The sequence below is a fragment of the Actinoplanes utahensis genome (assembly GCF_016862455.1).
Lineage (GTDB): Bacteria > Actinomycetota > Actinomycetes > Mycobacteriales > Micromonosporaceae > Actinoplanes > Actinoplanes utahensis.
Genome location: NZ_BOMZ01000091.1, coordinates 38,591 through 59,001 on the forward strand (window position 1 = coordinate 38,591; position 20,411 = coordinate 59,001).

Below are 20,411 nucleotides of genomic sequence, written 5' to 3' on the forward strand. Positions count from 1 at the left end.
GTTGGGGGCTCTGCCGCGCGTGATATCGCCGCTGACCGGGACGTATGGAGACCGGTCATCGGCCCTGCTGGAGAAGATTGGCCCCACGGGGTGCGCCTGCAGGGTTTAAAACGCGAAAAGCGGCCTGAGCTCGGGGACGGTGCTGAAATCACCTAAGACCGCTTTTCGTCTTAGAAAGGATTATCAGTGAGGAAACCTCTCAGTCTGGCCGCTGTCGCCGGTGCCGCTGCCCTGTCGATCGGGTTCCTGGGATCGCCGGCGAGCGCCGAGCCGCCGCCGCGCGGGCAGGCCGGCTACGGCTCGGACGCCGACGGTGCCCAGCAGAGCGGCGCCGCTCAGCAGGCCGGTGACACGCAGCAGGCCGGTAGTGCGCAGCAGGCTGGTGCGGCTCAGCAGGCCGGCGGTGCGCAACAGGCTGGCGCAGCTCAGCAGGCTGGAGGCGCTCAGCAGGCCGGTGGCGCTCAGCAGGCGGGCGATTCCCAGCAGGCTGGTGACGCGCAGCAGAGCGGCGACGCTCAGCAGTCCGGCAACGCTCAGCAGGCTGGCGGGGCGCAGGCGACCGCTCAGCAGACTGGCAACGCTCAGCAGGGCGGGGACACTGGAACCGCGTCTATCGCCAACGTCCAGTCGAGCAGCATGCACCAGGGCGGGAACGCCCAGCAGACTGGCGGCCAGCAGGGTGGTGACGCGCAGGCGACTGCTCAGCAGTCCGGCGGTGCGCAGCAGTCCGGCGGCCAGCAGGCTGGTGCGGTTCAGGCCGGTGGTGCTCAGCAGACCGGTGGCGCGACCGGCATGTGACGTTCTGACGATGTGACAAGCCCTCGGCTTGCCCCGGAACGAGAGTTCCGGGGCAAGCCGAGGGCTACTGTCGGACCCGAATCTCAGACGAGGTCGAAGCGGTCCAGCTCGGTGACCTTGGTCCAGGCCTTGACGAAGTCGTGGACGAACTTCTCCCGGGCGTCGGCGCTGGCGTAGACCTCGGCGAGGGCGCGCAGCTGCGAGTTGGAGCCGAAGATCAGGTCGACCGCGGTGGCGGTGAACTTGACCTGGCCGGTGGCGAGATCCTGGATCTCGTACACGTGCTCCTGGCTCTCCGACGCCTTCCACCGGGTGCCGGGGGAGAGCAGGTTGACGAAGAAGTCGTTGGTGAGCACGCCCGGCTTGTCGGTGAGGACGCCGTGCTTGCTGTCGCCGTAGTTGTTGCCCAGCGAGCGCAGGCCACCCACCAGGGCGGTCATCTCCGGCGCGGTCAGGTTCAGCATGTACGCCCGGTCGACGAGCAGAACCTCCGGCTGGGTCTTCTCGCCCGGCCGCAGGTAGTTGCGGAAACCGTCGGCCCGCGGCTCGAGGACCTTGAACGACTCGACGTCGGTCTGCTCCTGGGTGGCGTCGGTGCGGCCCGGGTGGAACGGCACGGTCACCGGCACCCCGGCGTCGGCGGCGGCCTTCTCGATCGCGGCGTTACCGGCCAGGACGATCAGGTCGGCCAGGGAGATCCTGGCGCCGCCGGCCGCGTTGAACTCCTGCTGGATCTTCTCCAGGGCGTCGAGCACGGGCGCGACCGACTGGTTGACCTCCCAGCTGCGCTGCGGCTCCAGGCGGATCCGGGCGCCGTTCGCGCCACCGCGCTTGTCGGTGGAGCGGTAGCTGGCCGCCGACGCCCACGCGGTCTGCACCAGCTGCGCGACGGTCAGGCCGGACTCCAGCACCTTCGACTTCAGCGCGGTGACGTCGGCCTCGCCGACCAGCTCGTGGTCGACGGCCGGGACCGGGTCCTGCCACAGCTGCGCCTCCGGCACCCACGGGCCGAGGAAGCGCTCGACCGGGCCCATGTCGCGGTGCAGCAGCTTGTACCAGGCCTTGGCGAAGGCGAGGGCGAAGTCGTCCGGGTTCTCCAGGAAACGGCGGGAGATCTTCTCGTACGCCGGGTCGACGCGCAGCGACAGGTCGGTCGTGAGCATCGTCGGCTTGTGCTTCTTCGCCGGGTCGTGGGCGTCCGGAATGATCGCCTCGGCGTCCTTGGCGACCCACTGCTTCGCGCCGCCGGGGCTGGTGGTGAGCTCCCATTCGAACCCGAAGAGGATCTCGAAGAACCGGTTGCTCCACTGGGTCGGCTTGTCGGTCCAGGTGACCTCGAGGCCGCTGGTGATGGTGTCGCCGCCCTTGCCGCTGCCGTGGGTGCTCAGCCAGCCCAGGCCCTGCGACTCGATCGGGGCGGCCTCCGGCTCCGGGCCGACGTGCTCGGTGGCGACGGCGGCGCCGTGGGTCTTGCCGAAGGTGTGGCCGCCGGCGATCAGCGCGACGGTCTCCTCGTCGTTCATCGCCATCCGGGCGAACGTCTCACGGATGAAGTGCGCCGCGGCGAGCGGGTCGGCGCTGCCGCGCGGACCCTCCGGGTTGACGTAGATCAGGCCCATCTCGGTGGCGCCGACACCCTCGGCCATCGAGTTGTCGGAGACGTAGCGCTCGTCGCCGAGCCAGGTGTCCTCCGGGCCCCAGAAGATCTCCTCGGGCTCCCACACGTCCACACGGCCGAAACCGAAGCCGAAGGTCTTGAAGCCCATCGACTCCAGCGCCACGTTGCCGGCCAGCACGAGCAGGTCGGCCCAGGAGATCTTCTGGCCGTACTTGGCCTTGACCGGCCACAGCAGGCGCCGGGCCTTGTCCAGGTTGGCGTTGTCGGGCCAGCTGTTCAGCGGGGCGAACCGCTGCCCGCCGTCACCGGCGCCGCCGCGGCCGTCCTGGATCCGGTAGGTGCCGGCGGCGTGCCAGCTGAGGCGGATCATCAGGCCGCCGTAGTGGCCGAAGTCGGCCGGCCACCAGTCCTGCGAGGTGGTCAGCACCTCGACGATGTCACGCTTGAGGGCCTCGACGTCGAGCTTGGCGAACTCGGCGGCGTAGTCGAAGTCGGGGCCGAGCGGGTTGCCCTTGGACGAGTGGGCGTGCAGCACGTTCAGGTCGAGCGAGTTGGGCCACCAGTCGCGGTTGGTGTGCGGGCGGCCGCCGGTCTTGGGCTCCGGCGAGGGGATGCCGGGGTTCTCGCTCTCGCTGCCGCCGTGCCCGGTTACCGAGTCGTGGGCGACCGGGCAGCCGGACGCCTCCTTCTTGTCCACGCCCTGAGCGCTGGCGGGGGTGTCCTGGGTGTCGCTCATCGGATTCCTTCCGAAATCGTGCCGGATTAGTCGGAGCTCGCGCAGTCGGGGCAGGTGCCCCAATAGACGACTTCGGCCTCGTCGATCACGAACCCGTGATCGTCCGAGGCGGTGAGGCAGGGCGCGTGGCCGACGGCGCAGTCGACGTCGGCTATCGCGCCGCAGGACCGGCACACGACATGGTGGTGGTTGTCCCGCACCCTCGACTCGTAGCGGGCGGTCGCGCCGGCGGGCTGGATGCGCCGCACCAGGCGGGCTTCCGTCAACGCACGCAGGACATCGTAAACCGCCTGGTGGGAGACCGTGGGAAGTTCCGTGCGGACCAGGTCGATCACCGTGTCGGTGTCGACGTGCGGGTGGTCGTGCAGGGCTGCGAGCACCGCCAGCCGGGGCCGGGTCACGCGCAGCGAGACCGCCCGCAACTGTGCCTCGTAGTCGGCCGTCATGGTCACGACCTTAGCCGCATATTCTGGAATCGTTCAAGTTTTCCGCGGCGTGACCCTCGAACGTCTCACTCGGCCGGGGGCATGCAGAATCATCCCCGTGGATGTGCGGAGGCTGCCCTGGTACGTGACCGACGGGGCGCTGGCGGTGGTCGCGTTGCTCGCCCAGCTCGCCCCCTTCTCCGGCACCCCGTGGGCCGGTGAGAGCTGGCCGGTCACCGGCTATCTGGTCGCCGTCGCGGTGTCCGTGCCGGTGGTCTTCCGCCGTAAGGCCCCGTTCGCCGTGCTGGCGCTGAGCGAGCTGGCGGCGGTCGCGTACACGTTCGTGCCGGACGGACCCCGGCAGCCGCTCTGGTACGGGGCGCTGATCGCCATGTTCACCGTCGCGGCGCAGGCACCCCGGTGGCAGCGGATCACCGCGATCGTGGTCATCGTCTGGGGCGCGTTCTTCTTCACCGGCTCCCTGGAGACCGCGGCCCGCGGCGCGCTGCTCTGGACGGCGGCGTACGCCACCGGCCGCGCCTGGGCCAACCGCCAGGAACACCTGCGGGTCCTGCAGGAACGCGCCAGGCACCTGGAACGCGAACGGGAGCTGGAAGCCGAGCGGGAACGGTCCCGGATCGCCCGGGACATGCACGACATCCTCGCCCACGCGGTCAGCATCACCATCGCGCAGGCCGAGGCCGGGCCGATCGCGATGCGGCACGGCCCGGAGCGTACCGAGGCCGCGTTCGAGGCGATCGCCACCGCCGGCCGGGAGGCGATGAGCCAGCTCCGCCGCATCCTCGGCGTCCTGGAGGTCGGCGGGGAACGCGTCCCGCAGCCGACCCTCGCCGGGATCCCCACCCTGGTCGAACAGGTCTCGGGCGCCGGGTCCACAGTGGTCACGCTTACCGTGTCCGGCGAACCGGGCACGCTCAGCGCCGACGCCGAGGTCGCGGCGTACCGGATAGTCCAGGAGGCACTGACCAACATGATGAAGCACGCGCGGGCACGGACCGCGACGGTGGCGCTCGACTGGCGCGACGGGGACCTGCACGTCACGGTCACCGACGACGGCGTCGGGGCGAAGGCCGCGGCCGGCGCCGGCGGGCGCGGCCTGGCCGGCATGCGGGTCCGGGCGGAGAGCTGCGGCGGTACGGTGTCGGCCGGCCCCGCCCCGGCCGGCCGCGGCTTCGAGGTCCGGGCGACGGTGCGATGACCATCCGGATCGTGGTCGCCGACGACCAGGAGCTGATCCGCGGCGCGTTCGCGATGATCCTCGACGCCGAGGACGACATGGCGGTCGTCGCCGAGGTGTCCGACGGCGCCGCCGCGCTGGACGCCGTCGCCGAGCACCGGCCGGATGTGCTGGTGCTCGACATCCGGATGCCCGTCATGGACGGCATCGAGGCCACCCGGCGGCTGGCCGGCCAGCCGGTACGCGTCCTCATGCTGACCACGTTCGGCCAGGACGACCACGTCTACGACGCCCTGCGGGCCGGCGCCAGCGGCTTCCTGCTCAAGGACGTCCGCCGGGCCGAGCTGGTGCAGGCGGTCCGGGTGGTCGCCGCCGGCGAGTCGCTGCTGGCGCCCGCGGTCACCACCCGGCTGATCGAGACCGCGGTCCGCAGCCAGGGCCTGCCGCCCCGCGGCTGGACCGGCCTGGACCGGCTCACGCCCCGCGAACGGGAGACCCTGCAGCTGCTCGGCCGAGGGCTGACCAACACGCAGATCGCGGCGGCCATGGTGGTCAGCGAGCACACCGTGAAGACGCACGTCAGCAGCGTGCTGGCGAAGCTGGGGCTGCGCGACCGGGCACAGGCGGTGGTGGCCGCGTACGAGTCGGGTCTGGTCGTCGCCGGGGGTCTTCCTCCCTCTGGAGAGTGAGGGGAAGTTCCCTCGCGGCGGCGATGGCCGGGCCGGCCGGATTCACGAAGATCTTCGTGTGACCAAGAGACTGCTGCTGATCCTGATCCTGGCCCTGCTGCCGGTGCTGCTCCTGCCGGCCCGCCCGGCCGCCGCCGCCACGGACCTGACCACGACCGAGGTCAGCATCCCGGTCGCCGGCGGGAAGACCCTCGCGGGCACGGTCTACGCCCCGCGGGACGCGGCCGGTCCGCTGCCCGGCCTGGTGCTGGTGCACGGCTCCGGCAACGGCACGCGGAAGAGCGTCACCCCGGAGGCCCTCGCCTTCGCCCGGCAGGGCATCGCCGTCCTCGCCTACGACAAGCGGCCCCTCGACCAGCCGGAGTACGAGCTGCTCGCCGGCGACGCGGCGGCCGCCGCCCGGGTGCTGCGGGGCACCCCGGGGGTGAACCCGGCAGCGGTCGGCCTGTGGGGGATCAGCGAGGGCGGCTGGGTGATGCCGCTGGCCGTCCAGCAGTCGCCGGACATCTCCTTCCTGGTGCTGGCCTCCGCGCCGGGCCTGTCCCCGCTGCGGGTGCAGAACTGGAACATGCGCAACAAGCTGGCCGCCGCCGGCGTCTCCGGCGCGCTCACCGGCACCCTGTCGGACCGGTTCTACCGGCTGGCGAACGACGCCGGCCTGTTCGCCGAGGCCGGCCACGACCCGCGGCCGCCGCTGGCCGCGCTGCGGATCCCGGTCCTGGCCGTCTACGGCACCGACGACACCCAGGTCCCGGCGGCCGAGAGCATCGCCGTGCTGCGGGCGACCGTCATCGCCCCGCTGACCGTGCGTACCCTGCCCGGCGCCGGCCACACGCTGCGGGTCCTCGACGGGGATGGCACGTTCACCGACGAGCTGTACGCCGGCTACCCGGAACTCGTCGGCGACTGGATCCGTGCCCGCCCGGCGCCGCACAGTGACGTCGCTCCGGCCCAGCAGGCGTACAGCGTCGCCCTCGCCCCGTCGGCGTGGTGGGAGTCGTGGCCCGCGCAGCTCGCCACCCTGGCCGTGCTCCTGATCGGCTTCCTGGCGTACCCGCTGATCGCCGTCGTCCGCCGGTTGCGCCGCCGACCGGCCACCGTCACCCGCCCGGCCCGGGTCGCCGCCGTGGCCGGTCCGGCCGTGGTGCTCGGCGCGGTCACCTACTTCGTCCTGGTCCTGGACGGCGCGAACTGGAAGGGCATCGATCCCGGCCCGATGGCCGCGGGCCGCCCGGTCCTCTGGATCGCGTTGCAGGCCCTCGCCCTGATCCTCCTGATCGCCACCGTGATGACCGCCTCCGCCTGGCGCGCCGCCACCGGTGACCGCCTCCGCCTCGGCCTCCTGCTGACCAGCGGTGTCCTCTTCGTCCCGTGGGGCCTCTACTGGGGCCTGCTCCTTCCCTGAGCCCGCCGAAGTCCTGAACCCGAACGTCCCGAACCCGAAAGGCCACCGTCATGCGCCGCGCCCTCCCCGTCGTCCTCGCCGCCACCCTGCTCGCCACCACCGCCTGTGACCAGGAACGAATGACCAGCACCGACGCGTACGACGTGACCGGCGCCGTCACCACGGCGGCCGTCGACAGCCTCGGCGGCCGGATCACCGTCACCGCCGGCTCCGGAACCACCGTTCGCGTCACCGAGACGGCCCGCTACACCGGCGCCCGGCCACAGCCGGAGCACCGCCTCGACGGGACCGGCCTCACGTTCACCTCCGGCTGCCAGGGGCTCGGCGACTGCGGGGTCGACTACGAGATCGAACTGCCCGCCACGGTGCGGCTGACCCTGGACAGCGGCGGCGGCGACATCCGCATCGACGGCGTGTCCGGGCGGATCGACCTGCGGTCCGGCGGCGGCTCGGTGACCGCGAACGGCATCGCCGCGCCGGAGGTCACCGCACGGACCGGCGGCGGCTCCTACGACATGGCGTTCACCGCCGCGCCGGGCACCGTCCGCGTCGACACCGGCGGCGGCGACACCACCCTCGCGCTGCCCGGGAAGAGCTTCGCGGTGCAGGTCGACGCGGACGGCGGGGACAGCACCGTCGGGGTCCCGGTGGACCCGGCGTCCCCGCACCGCATCGGCGTGAACAGTGGCGGCGGCGACGTCGTCCTGCAGCCCGCCTGACAACCGCGCGTATGACGGCCGAACCACGCACGGAAAAGGGCCGCAACCGATCCGCACTCCGGCCGCGCCCGGAAAGGCACCCGGCGGTACGCATCCTCGGAGATCCACGAAGCACTGGAGCCCGAGGAGCGTACGTCATTGACCAAGCGACATAGCGCCATCCGTCTCGCCGCCGCGCTGACCGTGACCCTGGCCGGCCTCGCGCCGCTCGCCGTCGCGCCCGGCGCGGCACAGGCTGCGGTCCCGGCCGTCGCCGCCTCCTATTCGTCCCTGATGTACCGCAGCCTCACCGCGGACGAGACCATGGCCAAGCTCCGCGGCACCCTCGCCGCGCAGCAGAAGGCCCTGCAGACCCGATCCGCCGAGACCACCGCCGCCGTTCAGGCCGACGCCGCCGCCCAGAAGTCGCTCACCGGAGTCGCCGCCGCCCACGCGGCCGTGCGGGAGCGTCTGACGAAGGCCGAGCGCACCCTGGCCGCCGCGAAGACCACCCTGTCGGCCGCACAGAAGAAGCGTCCCCGCGACACCGCCGCCGTCATCCGGTCGGCGAAGGCCGTCGAGGCGGCCACCAAGGTCCGCGACGCGCGCCGCAAGAAGCTGGCGCAGACCGCCGGCACGCTGCGGACCGCCCAGGCCGGCGCCCGTACCACCGCCGCCCGGGTGAAGAAGGCCCTCGCCGTCCAGCAGTGGACCTCCACCACCATCGGCCAGACCCACAAGCAGATCGCCGCCGCCGGCACCGCCGCGGGTTACGCCGCCGAGGCCGGCAAGCTCAGCGTGGGCGTCGTCGCCGAGGTCCGGCCCGCGTTCACCACCAAGGACACCACCACCGTGTACGGCGTGACCGTGCACCGCAGCGTCGCCTTCGCCTTCAAGCGGATGGTCGACGACGCCCGCGCCGACGGTGTCGAGTTGTCCGGCGGCGGCTTCCGTACCAAGGAACGTCAGATCGAACTCCGGAAGATCAACGGCTGCCCGGACGTGTGGAAGGCGCCGTCCTCGTCCTGCCGGGTGCCGACCGCGATCCCCGGCCGCTCGCTGCACGAGATCGGCCTCGCCGTCGACATCAGCTCCGGCGGGCGGACGATCTCCCGCCAGACCAAGGCGTTCACCTGGCTGCAGGCACACGCCCGCGCGTACGGCTACGTCAACCTCCCGTCGGAGGCCTGGCACTGGAGCATCACCGGCGGCTGAGCCGGTAGGAGGAGACGGGGGCGCGGCCGGTGTGGAGCCGCGCCCCCACCGTCAGGAGGGCTGAGCCGCCAGCAGCGGGAACCGGTTGCCCTCGGTGTCCTCCAGCAGCGCCCATCGGCCGAACGGCATGTCGATCGGCTCCTGCCGGAACACCACGCCGCGGCCGGCACGCCGCGGCCGGCACGCCGCGGCCGGCACGCCGCGGCCGGCACGCCGCGGCCGGCACGCCGCGGTCGCCGTACGCCCGCTCTCAGTTCGGCCGGTTCGCGCCGGAGCGCCTGACCGTTCCCGGCGGCATCTCTGCTGAAGACTGGGAACCCACCCGCCCGCGACGGACAGGACCCGGATGCGCATGCTGCTGAATCTCGGCCGACTCCGGGGCCTCTACCATGTGCCGATGTTCGCAACGGTCGATCTCCCGTACGGTGTCCGGCTCCGCCCCGTCGAGGAGGACGACGCCCCCGCCCTCGCCGCGACCCTGCTGCGCAACCGGGACCACCTGCTCCCGTTCGAAGGCCACCGGCCCGACTCGTTCTGGACCGCCGACGGCCAGCGTGACCGGCTCCGGATGCTGCTCGGCGCCCAGGCGGACGGCAAGATGGCCGGCGGGATGCTGGCCCGGGACGGGGAGATCGTCGGCTACATCTCGCTCAACATGCTCACGCCCGCGCCGGTCTGCGGCGCCAACCTCGGCTACTGGGTCGACGCCGCCGAGCACGGCCGCGGGCTGGCCACCGCCGCCGTCGCCGGGATGCTGCGGATCGCCGAGGACCTCGGCCTGCACCGGATCGAGGCCGGCACCTCCCCGGCCAACATCCCGTCCCAGCGGGTGCTGCTCAAGAACGGCTTCGAGCAGTTCGGAACGGCCCGCGGCCACTACTACGTCGACGGCCGCTGGCAGGACAGCCACCTGTACGAACGGATCCTCAATGACCATCCACCCGTCCGCCGCTGACTTCCGCCGGCACGCCCGCCAGGACGCCGGCCTGTTCACCCACGCGGTGAACTATCCGGTCGCCGCCCACCTGGGGCTGCTGTCGTACCGGCTCGGGCTGCGGCCCACCACCCTCACTCTGATCAACCTGCTGCTCGGGATCGCCGGGTCGGTCCTGGTCGTCACCCTGTCGCGAGGCGGCACGGCGGCCGTGCCGGTCGCGGTGGGGGCGTGGCTGCTGTGGCAGGCCGCCTACCTCGCCGACTGCGCCGACGGGCAGCTCGCCCGGGTCACCGGCACGGCCAGCCCGGCCGGGGGCCGTCTCGACGTGCTCGCCGACGTGGCCGTACAGATCGGTCTCGTGGCCGCCGTCGCGACCGTCGCCGGGCAGGGGACGCCGGTGTGGTTGGTCGCCGCCTTCGCGGCCGGCTGGATGATCTCCATGGTGACGTCGGTGATGGCCCGGGAGGGGGCCAACCTGAGCCTGCTGCCGTCCGGGAGCCTGCCGATCCGTCTGGTGAAGATGGTCCGCGACCACGGCTTCAAGGTCACCGCGATCGCCGTCGCCGTCGCCGTTCCGGGGGCGATGCCGTGGCTGTTGGGCTTCTACACCGCGCTGAACAGCGCTTTCCTGCTCGCCGCGATCGCCCAGGCGACCCGCGCCGCCTGGCGTTCCACCCCCTGAGATGTGCGGTGGTGATGTGCCAGACAACCGGAGTCCAGTCCCGGATCTCGAAGAACACCTCGCCGATCCGCGGCTCGCGGGGCAGGCGGGGCTGGGTGAGGATGGCGGGATGCTGGATGTCGCCCGCCGTCATGAGTTCCGCGTGCTCGCCGCCGCCAAGCCGACCCTGCCCGTGCTGCTCACCGCCGGACGCCTGGCCGGGAAGCTGCGCCGGGTGCCGCGGATCGGGTGGGTCAGCGCCGACCCGGTCGTGGCCCGGCGGATCCTCAACGACCCCGCCCACTTCACCCTGCTCGGTGAGGGCGGCGTCGGCCACCTGTGGGCGCAGGTCCTCGGCGACTGGGTCAACGAGATCTTCGACGGGCCCGGCCACCACCTGCTGCGTGCCCGGACCCGCGACCTGTTCACCGACGACAGCGCCCGGCGGCTCACCGCGCGGGTGATCGGGTCCCGGCTCGCCCGGGCCGGGGCGGAACTGGACGACGGCCGGGCGGTCGACGTGGCCGACCTGGGCCGGGTGCTGGTCGGGCGGATCGTCGCGGACCTGCTGCAGCTGGACGTGCCGGATCACGACGAGGCGTACCGGGAGATCTTCGCGACCGGGGAGGAACTCGCCGCCCTCGCGCTCGGCACCACCACCTCGACCCATCTCGCCCCGGAGACGATCGCCCGCGCCAGGACGATCGTCGCCAAGCTGACCGTCAACGTGGACCGGGCCTGGCGGACCGCGTCGCCGGAGACGGTGCTCGGCCGATGCCGGGACCTCGGCCTGGAGCGACGCCAGGCGGAAGGGCTGGCCACCCTGCTCATGGTGGCGGGCACCGAGACGGCGGCGAGCGCCATGGCCCGTACCGTCGCGATCCTGCACGACACCGGTGCGCAGCACCGGCTCCGCGCCGACCGTGACCTGCTGCCCGACGCCGTCCGGGAGGGTCTGCGGGTCACCTCGCCGGCGCCGGTGATCGGCCGGGCGGTGTCCGCCGACGTCACCGTCGAGGGCCGGCGACTGCGTGCGGGGGAGCGGGTGCTGATGCTGACCTGGACGGCCAACAACGCGGCCGGCGCCTTCGACCTGGACCGTGGCTATCTGCCGGACCAGCGGCAGCTGTGGTTCGGTGCGGGTCGCCATCTGTGCCTGGGCGCGCCGGTGGCCCGTGCCGAGATCACCGGCCTGCTGGAGATGCTGCTGCGATCCGGCCGCCCCTGGCGCATCCGCGATCGCACCTACCGCCGGAACGTGCTCATCCCCTCGTACGCCTGTCTTCCGGTCCGCCTGGCCCGCCACTGACGACGATCCCGGCTCCCGCTCAGCCGGGGCGGGCCGGTTCGGGTCGGCGGCGGCCGAGAGCGGCCGGCCCGAACCCGATCAGCGCGACCAGCAGGGCGAGGGCCGCGGCGATGGCCGGAGTGGCGTACCCACGGTGGGCTCCCACCGTCTCCACCACCCAGCCGCCGACCGACGCGCCCGCCGAGACGCCGATGAGCAGGCCGGTCATGGTCACGGTCATCCCTTCGGTGAGACGCGATTCCGGCACCAGCTCGTGCACCAGCGTCATGCTGGTGATCATCGTCGGGGCGGTGGCCAGGCCGGCGACGAACAGCAGGACGCCGAGGGTCCACACGTCCCCGGCGAGAAGAACAGGCTGCATCAGTACGGCCATGCCGGCCACACAGACGAGGAAGCGCGCGGCTGTCGTACCCCGCACCTTGATCGTCCCGAAGGCCAGCCCGGCGACCGCGGACCCGGCGGCCAGCAGTCCCAGGATCACCCCGGCCGCGGCGGGCCGGCCCAGCGAGTCGGTGTAGGCGACCGTGACCACCTCCATGCTCCCGAACACCATTCCGGTGAACAGGAAGGTCACGGTCACTTCGAGGACACCCCGCACCCGGAGCGGCGACTTCTCCCGCTCGGCGGCGGTGACCGGGCGGATCACCGGCTGGGTGCGGCGCTGCGCGGCGAACGCCAGCGACCCGCCGAGCATCAGCACGATCGAGGCGATCAGGCCCGCCTGGGGCGCGATCATGGTGCACAGCAGGGCGGCGAGGACCGGGCCGAGCATGAAACACAGTTCGTCGAGGGCCTGTTCGAGGGCGTTGGCGCTGTGCCGGTGTTCCTGATCGGGGTAGAGGACGGTCCATCGGGCCCGGGTCATCGCGCCGACGTTGGGGGTGCAGCACGCGGCCGTGTAGGCGACGAACAGCGTCCAGGCGGGGACGTCGGCGCCCGCACAGACGGCCAGCACGACGGCGAACACGGTCGACACCAGCACCGCCGGCACGATCACGCGCGCCTGCCCGTGCCGGTCGGAGAGCCGGCCCAGCCACGGCCCGTTGGCGGCGACGGCCACCAGCCCGGCCGCGGAGACGGCGCCGGCGAGCGCGTACGAGTCCCGCAGGGTCGCCACCATCACCACGACGCTGACACCGTACATGGAGACCGACAGCCGGGCCGGCAGGGCCGCCAGGGTGAACGCGACAGCGCCGGGCGTCCGGAAGAGTCGGCGATAGGAATCCAGCACCGGGCGATGATCCTCGTTCCCGGCCACCCCTGTCATGTCATTTCTCAGTCGCTGACGGCCCGGTCGGCGAGGGCCCCGATCTGGGCGAGCAGGGCCGGCGGCGGCGCGGACAGGTCGAGGGGATGCCGGACGATCTCGATGCCGGTGTGCCGGACCGGCAGTGGGCCGTCCGGGACACCGTGCGCGTACACCAGCCATCCGGCCGTCAGGCCGAGCGCGGTGCAGTAGGCGAGCATCTGGTAGACGTCCTCGTTCGGGAGGGAGAGCTTGTATTTCGCGTCGAACACCGCGACCGGCCGTCCATCGACGACGTGCACCACGTCCGGCCTGATCAGGATCCGCCGCCCGGTGTCGAGATGGGCGCGGTACTGTCCGGCGGTGTGACCGGGCCGCCCGGCCAGCGCCTCCCGCAACGCCGTGGTCACGAAATCCTCGAAGACCGTGGCCATGTCGACGACGAACGCCGCCACGCTCTCCCCACCGGGCCCGGCGTCCGCGCTCTGATGCCGCAGGATCAGCGACGCGAGCCGCAACACCGGCAGATAGCGGCTGTTCAGACGGCTCGGCCGCCAGTCCGGGAGCTCCGCGCCGGGCGGCAGCACCCGGACCCCGTCGAGCCGGCCGTCCAGATGGGTGAGCCGGGACCGTGTCCCGGCCGGCAGCCGCGGCACGGCGAGCATCCGGCGCAGCGCGGTCCGCAGGATCCGGTTCTCGGCGATGTCCGGCGCGTACTCGTCGTAACGAACCTCGATCGGCAGCGGCATCCCCGGCCGGCGGGCGATCTGATCAGCGAACCTGATCCGGCCCCGGACCAGTGGCAACGCCTCGTCCACCGGCACATAGCCCTGAAGGACGCCCGGCCGGAGCGCCTGTTCCGCCTGCCGGGCCAGCGACTCCGCCAGCACCGGCCACAGACCGGCGTCGGTCCGCGCGGACGCGTCCTCCGGCCGGAACCCCGGATCCCGCGCATACCCGAGCAGGAACATCAACCGGTCGATCCCCACCTTGGGGCGCACTTCCACATCAAGCCCGGGGAGGCGTACGGCACCCGCCCGCCCGGCCGGGGACAGCCGCCACCAGCCGCCCCCTTCCGGTCTCGGCGCGACCAGCCCCGTCGCGCCGAGCGCCGCGGCCTGGTCGGCGGACAGTTCGCACCGCACCCCGGTGTCGTCGAGTTCGGCCAGTTCGATCCGGGTCACGGCAGTCGGGCGCGGATCGCCGCGAGCCCGAAACGCTCGTGCACCTGCTGCCGTGACCACCGCCCGTAGTAGTGCTCCTCCAGCAGCGGCAACAGATCATGACGCCAGATCCGCTGGAGGTCGGCGCCCGGCCGCATCAGGTACGACGGCCCGATCTTGAAGTCCCGGTCCTCCTCGCCGATCGCCGCGTTCAGGGCGTCCAGCAGCAGCGCCGGTTCCCCGTCGAGTCCCCGTTCCGCGAGCCACCAGCCGAGCAGGCCCCGCACCGGAACCTCGTCCGGGTGCAGTTCGACGAACGCGAACCGCCGCCGGATCGCCGCGTCCACCAGCGCGATCGACCGGTCCGCCGTGTTCATCGTGCCGATGATGAACACATTCGGCGGCAGGTTGAACGCCTCCGACGGCGAGTACTGCAGCCGGACCGTCGCCTCCCGGTACTCCAGGAGGAAATACAGCTCGCCGAACACCTTCGCCAGGTTCGCCCGGTTGATCTCGTCGACGATCAGGACGTACGGCTGCCGCGGATTCTCCCGGGCCTCGGCGGCGATCTCCCGCAGCGGACCAGGGGTCTTGGCGAACCCGACGGTGCCGCCCGGTTGCTCGGCCGGCCGGAAACCCTCGAAGAAGTCCTCGTACGAGTACGACGGATGGAACTGGACCAGGCGGACGGCGTCGCGTTCGGCCACGTGGGCGGCGAGCGCCCGGGCGAGGAACGTCTTGCCGGTGCCGGGCGGCCCGTGCAGGATCACCTGCCGCCGCTCCCCGAGCAGGTCCACGAACTCCCGCAGCCAGGAGACGTCGACGTGGAGGCGGCCGGCCAGTTCCGGGGTGACGGCGGCGAGCACCGGCGTCTGCGGTTCGGCCGGTTCCGGGGCCTTCTCGGCGAGCCTGAGCGCGTTGAGGGCGGCGAAGGCGCCGGTGAGGTCGACGACCGTGCCCTGCTGATCGAGGTCGGCCGGCAGCGGCGCCGGAAGGGAGCCGATCGGCGCCGGCGGCGCGGTGCTCCAGTCGACGGGACGGGACAGAGCGTCCGGGAGATGCTCGGGACCGCCGGTGACGGTGCCCACGTGGAGATGGTCGTCGACGACCGTGGCGACGATGTCCTCGCTGTTCATCCGGGACAGGAACGCGTGGAACTCGTTGACCAGCGCGGCCCGCTGGGCGTAGTCGAGATGCTGGTATCCGGCCTCGACGGCGGCACGGACCTCGGGCAGGGACGAACCGGAGGTGACGTCACCGAGGTGGGTGGCGGCCAGCGAGACGAACGAACCCGCGCGCCACTCCTCGACCAGGCCGGGACCGCCCTGCCGGGGGCGGACCAGCCAGGCGCGGCCGGTGCCGTCCGGCGGCGCGGTGTGACGCCACTGGTCGACGAACGGAGGCCGGTAGTAGTCGACCGGCTGCCCGGACTCGTGTTGCAGCCGCACGGTTATCTGGAAGAGGTCGTCGTCGATGAATTCGGAGGGGGGCCTCCCCGGCGCCAGGAAGGCCGCACGGATCGCCTTCTTCTGCGCGATGTTGAGGATCGGCAGGAAATGCGTCGGAAAGGCGAGATAGAGAAGTGCGGTCCGCAGCGACGGCATGATGTCGTGACTGTCGAGCTCGATCTCCCACGCCGACGGGCGCATGAGGGCGGCTCCCCGCTGTTCCGCGGAATTCTCGAACCACTTGCACAGCATTTCGACCGCGTCGCTGAGCCACCGCCACAGCACCGTGTGCGCGCCCGTGCCGCCGTTCCAGGTGCCCTGGGAGAAAGCCTCCGCCACATGATCGGGGACGCTGACCGGCCGGTTCATCCAGCTCAGGACCTTCCGGACCCGTTCCAGCAGGGTGTTCCCGTTCAGGTTCGTCAGCGGCAGTCCCTGGAACGCCAGCAGTTCCGCCGCGAGCTGCACCGCACCGTCGGGGGCCTCGGCGAGTTGCCGTCTCAGTTTCTCCAGGAACGGGTCCGAGCCGAGATCCGGCTGGTCGTTGTAGTACCGGTGAAGCTGCCGCGCGGTCTCCCGATTCCACACCGAGCGATCCGGGGTGAACACCGACGTCCCGTCGCGGAAGCCTCGCTCGATGAACTCACGCCCCACGGCACGGACCAGGTCGTCGTCGCGGGACGGAATGATGACAGCGTCGTCGGCCACGCGCGCCATTCCACCACGGCCGCGCCGCACCGAGACGGACAGACCGGCGATCACCGGTTCCCCCACCGCACTGATCCGGTTCATCCGCCTACGCGATGACTGCCGTTCTGTCGCAGGACGTCCGCTATCCGGGGAGGCCCAGCATGGGGTGCAGGATGTCGTCGACGACGTGAACGACCCAGGGGTCGTCGAGCGGCCGGCCGGAGAGCAGGAGACGGTGCCAGAGCAGGGCCTTGCCGACCTCGACGACGGCGGGGACGTCCGGCAGGGCGGGGAGCTCGCCGCGCGTGACGGCGCGGGCGAAGACGATGTCGGCGCCGGCGGTGCCGGAGTCGAGGATGTGGTCGTGCATGAGACGCCCGATGGTGGGATCGGTGCGGATCGCGGACAGGACGCTCAGGACGATCGGGTGCTTGCGTTCGTAGACCCGGCAGAGGGTGGTCAGCGTGGCGATCATGTCGGTGCGCAGGCTGCCCGTGTCGGGTGGGTCCGGAAGCTCGGTGATCATGCCGTGCAGGGCGGCGGCCACCATGTCGGGTTTGCCGGACCAGCGGCGGTAGATGGTCGCCTTGCTCGCCTTGGCACGGCGGGCGACCTCGTCGATCGACATCCGGTCGTAACCGACTTCGGTCAGCAACTCCCGGATGGCGTCGAGGATGGCCTGCTCACGGGTGGGGTCGAGCCGGTATTGCGGGGTGGCCGGCGACGGCGGCATCCGGCCCTCCACGGGTCATTCGGGGATCGAGACCGTACCGTATCGCACCCCGGTCAGCTGTTCGGAGATCGCCCAGAGCCGCCGCGCGTCCTCCTCGTCGCGTCCCCGGTCGGACACCGCGATCCTGGTCGGGGCGCCGCGGCGTTCGCCGGGGCCGTCCGGGCCGTACGCGTCGCCGGTGACGACGTCGGGGCCGGTGGCGGCGTGCAGCAGGGGGAGCGCGCCGGCCTCGGCCGACTGTGCGGAGATGCGGGCCAGCGCGATGAGCACGGACCGTAGCGGGTTGCCGGTGCGGGCCAGGTCGGTGTGCGCGACGCCGGGGTGCGCGAGGACGCTGGTGATCGGGGCGCGGCGGCCGAGCTCCAGGGCGAACAGGACGTTGGCCAGTTTGGACTGCATGTAGGCGCCGAACTTGGAATACCGGCGTTCGCCCATCAGGTCGTCGAAGTCGATCCGGCCGCGGCGGTGCAGGCCGCTGGTCACGGTGACGACGCGGGACCGGCCGGAGAGGGTCAGGGCGGGCAGGAGCAGGCCGGTCAGGGCGAAGTGGCCGAGGTGGTTGACGCCGAACTGGCGCTCGAATCCGTCGGCGGTGACGGAGCGGGGGAGCGCCATCACCCCGGCGTTGTTGATCAGGAGATCGAGTTCCGCGTACGCCGCGAGGAATCTGTGCGCGAAGCGCCGCACCGAGGCGAGGTCGCCGAGGTTCAGCTCCCACCAGGCCGCCCCGATCCGAGTGGCGGCCGCCTCGCCGCGCACGCGGTCACGGGAGGCGATGATCACCTGTCGGTCCTGGCGGGCCAGCCCGAGCGCGGTGTGATACCCGATGCCGCCGGCGCCGCCGGTGACGATCGCGATTCTCTCAGTCATGTACGGTACGGTACCGTACACCTCGAAGAGATGACAGGTCCGGCAACGAGCGGGCTTCAGACCCGGGAGAACGGGAACCGATCGGTCCGGACGGGCTTCAGGCTCGGGAGAACGGGAACGATCGGTCCGGACGGCAGGCGACGCGACTATCCGCCCAGATCGTGCAGGCCCTGCTCCCAGCGGGCACGCCGGTCCGCCGGGCTCTGCTCCCACCAGGGAGTGCCGCGTTCGCCGAGAGCGACCTTCGCGGTCTGGACCCGGGCCCGTGCGGTCGCCGGGTCCTCGCCTTTGCGCAGTGCCGTTCCGACATCGCGCCGGGCCGCCATCAGGGCTCGCCGCAGCGCCGCCGCAACGTCCTCCGGGATCGCCGGATCGGTCGCCCGCCAGCGCCGTCCGTCGATCACGACATAGCGCCCGTCGTCGCTGGTCACGACCTGCTTCTCGGCTCCCATGCCCGACATTGTCTTACGAGCCGGTCTTGCGCTGCACCATCTCGGAGATCCAGATCGGGGCGTACGGGGAGGTGCAGCCCGGGGGAGTGGGGTAGTCCTCGAGGACCCGCAGGCGCTCGCCGATGCCGATGGCACGGGCCCGATGCCCGGGGTGCTCGATGCCGATCTGGGCCAGGCAGTGGTTCATCGCCCACTGCAGACGGTCCGGGGCGGCCTTCATCTCCGCCTCGATGACGTCGAGCAGGGCGGCCAGGTCCAGACCGGCGGGTTTCTTGGCGACGCGCTCGGTGGTCAGCGCCCATCCGGCGCTGGCGACGACCGGATCCGGGTCGGCCGACCAGGACAGACGCAGCTCCTCGGCCTGCCGGCTGTTCTTCACCACGTAGTTGACCAGCCAGTCGTGCACCTTCGGAGTCCGGGCCGACCGGAGCATGGCGTCCAGCTCGCCGGCGGTGAACTCCTTCGGCCGGCAGATCAGGATCGCCAGCAGCCGGGCCGCGCTGTCGCCGGTCGCCCACAGCGAGCGGGCCAGGTCATGCTGCGTCTTCAGCCGTTTCGCGATGGCGCGCAGCTTGCCGAGGTTCACCCCGTGGTCGTCGCCGTGCCGTTCGTTGACCGCCCGTGCCTTCGGATCGTCGAGGGCGGCCAGTTCAGCGAGCAGCGCGTCGACGATCACCTGGTCGGTCACGATTGCTCCGAACCGGGGGCGAAGTGCTGGACGCCGAACTCGACGGCCGCGGCGATGTCCTCGTCGCTGGTGTTCCAGGCCTTCTGCACGGCGGGGCCCCAGGCGTGGCAGGCCTGAGCGGCGAAGGCCTGCACGTCCGGCGCGTTCTCCCAGGTGGCGGGGTCCAGGTCGGCGCCGTGCAGGTGCAGGGCCAGCCCGAGGACGGTGAGATCCCAGCCGCCACCGATACCGATGGTGCCGCCCGGGCCGTAGGTCGCGACGAGATCGTCGACGACGGCGGCCGGGGAGGAGTGCTCCAGCTCGAAGGTGGTGCGCTCGTCGCCGGAGCGCGACAACCGTACCTCCACCTCGGTTTTCATGCCCTCGCCGAGAACCCAGGTGACCTTGAGAAGATGCGGCTGCTCGCACCGCAGGATCTCGCCGCCGGCGTTGCCCTGGAGCTGGAACGTGCCGCCCACCCGGAGATCGCCGTCGACCGTGCCCAGCCAGCGGCCGAGGCGGGCCGGGTCGGTGCAGGCGTCCCAGACGTCCTCGATCGCGGCGCCGTAGACCCGGCGCAGCAGCAGGGACCGCCCGGCGCCGTCGGCGACCGGCATGTCTCCTATCTCCCGGTGCGTGGCATTGATCTGCTGGACGATGTCGATCACGTGTTCTCCTCGTCGTCGGGGCCGGACGTGCTGCGGCGTGCGCGCTTGCCGCGGGCGAGCTCGGTCGCCAGGGCGTCGAGACGCTGCTCCCAGAACGGCCGGAAACCCTCCAGCCAGCGGTGCGCCTCTCGCAAGGGGGCGGCCTCCACCGCGTACAGCCGGCGGGTGCCGTCGGGCCGGGAGGAGGCGAAACCGGACTCGCGCAACACCCGCAGATGCTGGGAGACCGCGGGCGGCGAGATCCCGAACTCGGCCCGGACGACCTCGCTGATGGCGCCGGCCGGCTGCTCACCGGAGACGAGCAGCTCCAGGATCCGGCGCCGGACCGGATCGCCGAGAACGTCGAAGGCGTGCACATCCGTACTATTTCATCCTCGCCTTAATTAAGGCAACGACGAATAAAGGACGGCGGTCCGTCGACTGGTGGACAACCGCATGCAGCAACTCGGTCGTCCCGGCGGACGGCAGCCGGAAGCGAGGATTTCCGCATCGCCGCAGAGAGTGGCGCCAGACGTGGGGAGACCGAGATGCGGGAAACGGTACGGGTGAGGTGGCGCCGGCGGGCTGATCGGCGGGAATGCCCGTTCATCGCCGTCCACCGTCGTCGGCCGGTCGTCGCGGCGGCCGCCCGGCACCACCGCCGGCGATCGAGCACCTACGATCTTCCCCGTGCAACCTCCTGAGAATAGACCGCATCCTCCGCAATACGGGCCATACCCTCCGCAGCCGCATTACCCGCCACAGCCGCCGCCGGCGCAGTACTCGCCGCAGCAGCCCCCGCCGCA

Annotated in this window: 22 protein-coding genes; 9 read left to right on the forward strand and 13 right to left on the reverse strand. The window is 71.9% G+C overall.

Going from position 1 to position 20,411, the window contains the following annotated elements:
• Positions 1–183: 183 nt before the first annotated feature.
• The gene (locus Aut01nite_RS32970) at positions 184–642 is read right to left on the reverse strand and encodes a hypothetical protein (protein ID WP_152628979.1); all 459 of its coding nucleotides are present in this window, start codon (positions 640–642) and stop codon (positions 184–186) included.
• Between Aut01nite_RS32970 and Aut01nite_RS32975 the strand changes: the two genes are divergently transcribed.
• Positions 637–798 (forward strand): hypothetical protein, encoded by a 162-nt coding sequence (locus tag Aut01nite_RS32975; protein ID WP_161790725.1) that lies wholly within the window; start codon positions 637–639, stop codon positions 796–798. The genes Aut01nite_RS32970 and Aut01nite_RS32975 overlap by 6 nt on opposite strands.
• Before the next feature lie 83 nt (positions 799–881).
• Here the strand turns inward: Aut01nite_RS32975 and katG are convergent, their stop codons facing one another.
• A complete protein-coding gene (gene katG, locus Aut01nite_RS32980) occupies positions 882–3,152 on the reverse strand; it encodes a catalase/peroxidase HPI (protein WP_043530159.1) in 2,271 nt (756 codons plus the stop codon).
• Between the two features lie 26 nt (positions 3,153–3,178).
• Positions 3,179–3,598: a Fur family transcriptional regulator gene (locus Aut01nite_RS32985; protein ID WP_043530161.1), complete on the reverse strand. Its 420-nt coding sequence runs from the start codon at positions 3,596–3,598 to the stop codon at positions 3,179–3,181.
• Between the two features lie 97 nt (positions 3,599–3,695).
• Here Aut01nite_RS32985 and Aut01nite_RS32990 point away from each other — a divergent pair, with 97 nt between their 5' ends.
• The 5 genes from Aut01nite_RS32990 (at position 3,696) to Aut01nite_RS33010 (ending at position 8,782) form a co-directional block, all read left to right on the forward strand.
• Positions 3,696–4,796 carry a sensor histidine kinase gene (locus Aut01nite_RS32990; RefSeq protein ID WP_201775601.1) on the forward strand — a complete coding sequence of 367 codons (1,101 nt, stop codon included), beginning with the start codon at positions 3,696–3,698 and terminating at the stop codon, positions 4,794–4,796.
• On the forward strand, positions 4,793–5,464 hold the full coding sequence (locus Aut01nite_RS32995) for a response regulator (RefSeq protein ID WP_043530163.1): 672 nt from the start codon (positions 4,793–4,795) through the stop codon (positions 5,462–5,464). Before Aut01nite_RS32990 ends, Aut01nite_RS32995 begins: the two co-directional genes overlap by 4 nt.
• Positions 5,465–5,522: 58 nt before the next feature.
• Positions 5,523–6,869, forward strand: a complete 1,347-nt coding sequence (locus tag Aut01nite_RS33000; protein ID WP_052164315.1) for an alpha/beta hydrolase family protein — start codon at positions 5,523–5,525, stop codon at positions 6,867–6,869.
• A 50-nt stretch (positions 6,870–6,919) separates the two neighbouring features.
• Positions 6,920–7,588 carry a DUF4097 family beta strand repeat-containing protein gene (locus Aut01nite_RS33005; RefSeq protein WP_043530165.1) on the forward strand — a complete coding sequence of 223 codons (669 nt, stop codon included), beginning with the start codon at positions 6,920–6,922 and terminating at the stop codon, positions 7,586–7,588.
• Between the two features lie 138 nt (positions 7,589–7,726).
• On the forward strand, positions 7,727–8,782 hold the full coding sequence (locus Aut01nite_RS33010) for a M15 family metallopeptidase (RefSeq protein WP_236643035.1): 1,056 nt from the start codon (positions 7,727–7,729) through the stop codon (positions 8,780–8,782).
• Positions 8,783–8,833: 51 nt separating this feature from the next.
• Here Aut01nite_RS33010 and Aut01nite_RS44960 read toward each other — a convergent pair whose 3' ends face one another.
• Complete coding sequence (locus tag Aut01nite_RS44960) at positions 8,834–8,938, reverse strand: VOC family protein (protein WP_373871559.1); 105 nt, start codon at positions 8,936–8,938, stop codon at positions 8,834–8,836.
• 241 nt (positions 8,939–9,179) lie between these two features.
• Here Aut01nite_RS44960 and Aut01nite_RS33015 point away from each other — a divergent pair, with 241 nt between their 5' ends.
• The 3 genes from Aut01nite_RS33015 (at position 9,180) to Aut01nite_RS33025 (ending at position 11,689) form a co-directional block, all read left to right on the forward strand.
• Positions 9,180–9,737: a GNAT family N-acetyltransferase gene (locus Aut01nite_RS33015; RefSeq protein ID WP_043530194.1), complete on the forward strand. Its 558-nt coding sequence runs from the start codon at positions 9,180–9,182 to the stop codon at positions 9,735–9,737.
• Complete coding sequence (locus Aut01nite_RS33020; RefSeq protein ID WP_043530167.1) at positions 9,712–10,401, forward strand: CDP-alcohol phosphatidyltransferase family protein; 690 nt, start codon at positions 9,712–9,714, stop codon at positions 10,399–10,401. Before Aut01nite_RS33015 ends, Aut01nite_RS33020 begins: the two co-directional genes overlap by 26 nt.
• Positions 10,402–10,510: 109 nt before the next feature.
• Positions 10,511–11,689, forward strand: coding sequence for a cytochrome P450 (locus Aut01nite_RS33025; protein WP_043530169.1), 1,179 nt, complete (start codon positions 10,511–10,513; stop codon positions 11,687–11,689).
• 19 nt (positions 11,690–11,708) lie between these two features.
• Here Aut01nite_RS33025 and Aut01nite_RS33030 read toward each other — a convergent pair whose 3' ends face one another.
• From Aut01nite_RS33030 to Aut01nite_RS33070, 9 genes are all read right to left on the reverse strand, one after another.
• Positions 11,709–12,920, reverse strand: a complete 1,212-nt coding sequence (locus Aut01nite_RS33030) for an MFS transporter (protein WP_236643036.1) — start codon at positions 12,918–12,920, stop codon at positions 11,709–11,711.
• 44 nt (positions 12,921–12,964) lie between these two features.
• Entirely contained in the window at positions 12,965–14,119 is a 1,155-nt protein-coding gene (locus Aut01nite_RS33035; protein ID WP_043530171.1) for an McrC family protein, read from the reverse strand.
• A complete protein-coding gene (locus tag Aut01nite_RS33040) occupies positions 14,116–16,338 on the reverse strand; it encodes an AAA family ATPase (protein WP_236643038.1) in 2,223 nt (740 codons plus the stop codon). The genes Aut01nite_RS33035 and Aut01nite_RS33040 overlap by 4 nt, the downstream gene beginning before the upstream one ends.
• A 40-nt stretch (positions 16,339–16,378) precedes the next feature.
• Positions 16,379–16,969: a TetR/AcrR family transcriptional regulator gene (locus Aut01nite_RS33045; protein WP_063958844.1), complete on the reverse strand. Its 591-nt coding sequence runs from the start codon at positions 16,967–16,969 to the stop codon at positions 16,379–16,381.
• 15 nt (positions 16,970–16,984) lie between these two features.
• Positions 16,985–17,839: an oxidoreductase gene (locus tag Aut01nite_RS33050; protein WP_083999707.1), complete on the reverse strand. Its 855-nt coding sequence runs from the start codon at positions 17,837–17,839 to the stop codon at positions 16,985–16,987.
• 146 nt (positions 17,840–17,985) lie between these two features.
• The gene (locus tag Aut01nite_RS33055) at positions 17,986–18,291 is read right to left on the reverse strand and encodes a hypothetical protein (protein ID WP_043530175.1); all 306 of its coding nucleotides are present in this window, start codon (positions 18,289–18,291) and stop codon (positions 17,986–17,988) included.
• A gap of 13 nt (positions 18,292–18,304) precedes the next feature.
• Entirely contained in the window at positions 18,305–18,979 is a 675-nt protein-coding gene (locus Aut01nite_RS33060) for a DNA alkylation repair protein (protein WP_239124622.1), read from the reverse strand.
• Positions 18,976–19,626: an SRPBCC domain-containing protein gene (locus Aut01nite_RS33065; protein WP_043530732.1), complete on the reverse strand. Its 651-nt coding sequence runs from the start codon at positions 19,624–19,626 to the stop codon at positions 18,976–18,978. Before Aut01nite_RS33065 ends, Aut01nite_RS33060 begins: the two co-directional genes overlap by 4 nt.
• Complete coding sequence (locus Aut01nite_RS33070) at positions 19,623–19,982, reverse strand: ArsR/SmtB family transcription factor (RefSeq protein ID WP_043530730.1); 360 nt, start codon at positions 19,980–19,982, stop codon at positions 19,623–19,625. Before Aut01nite_RS33070 ends, Aut01nite_RS33065 begins: the two co-directional genes overlap by 4 nt.
• Between the last annotated feature and the right edge of the window lie 429 nt (positions 19,983–20,411).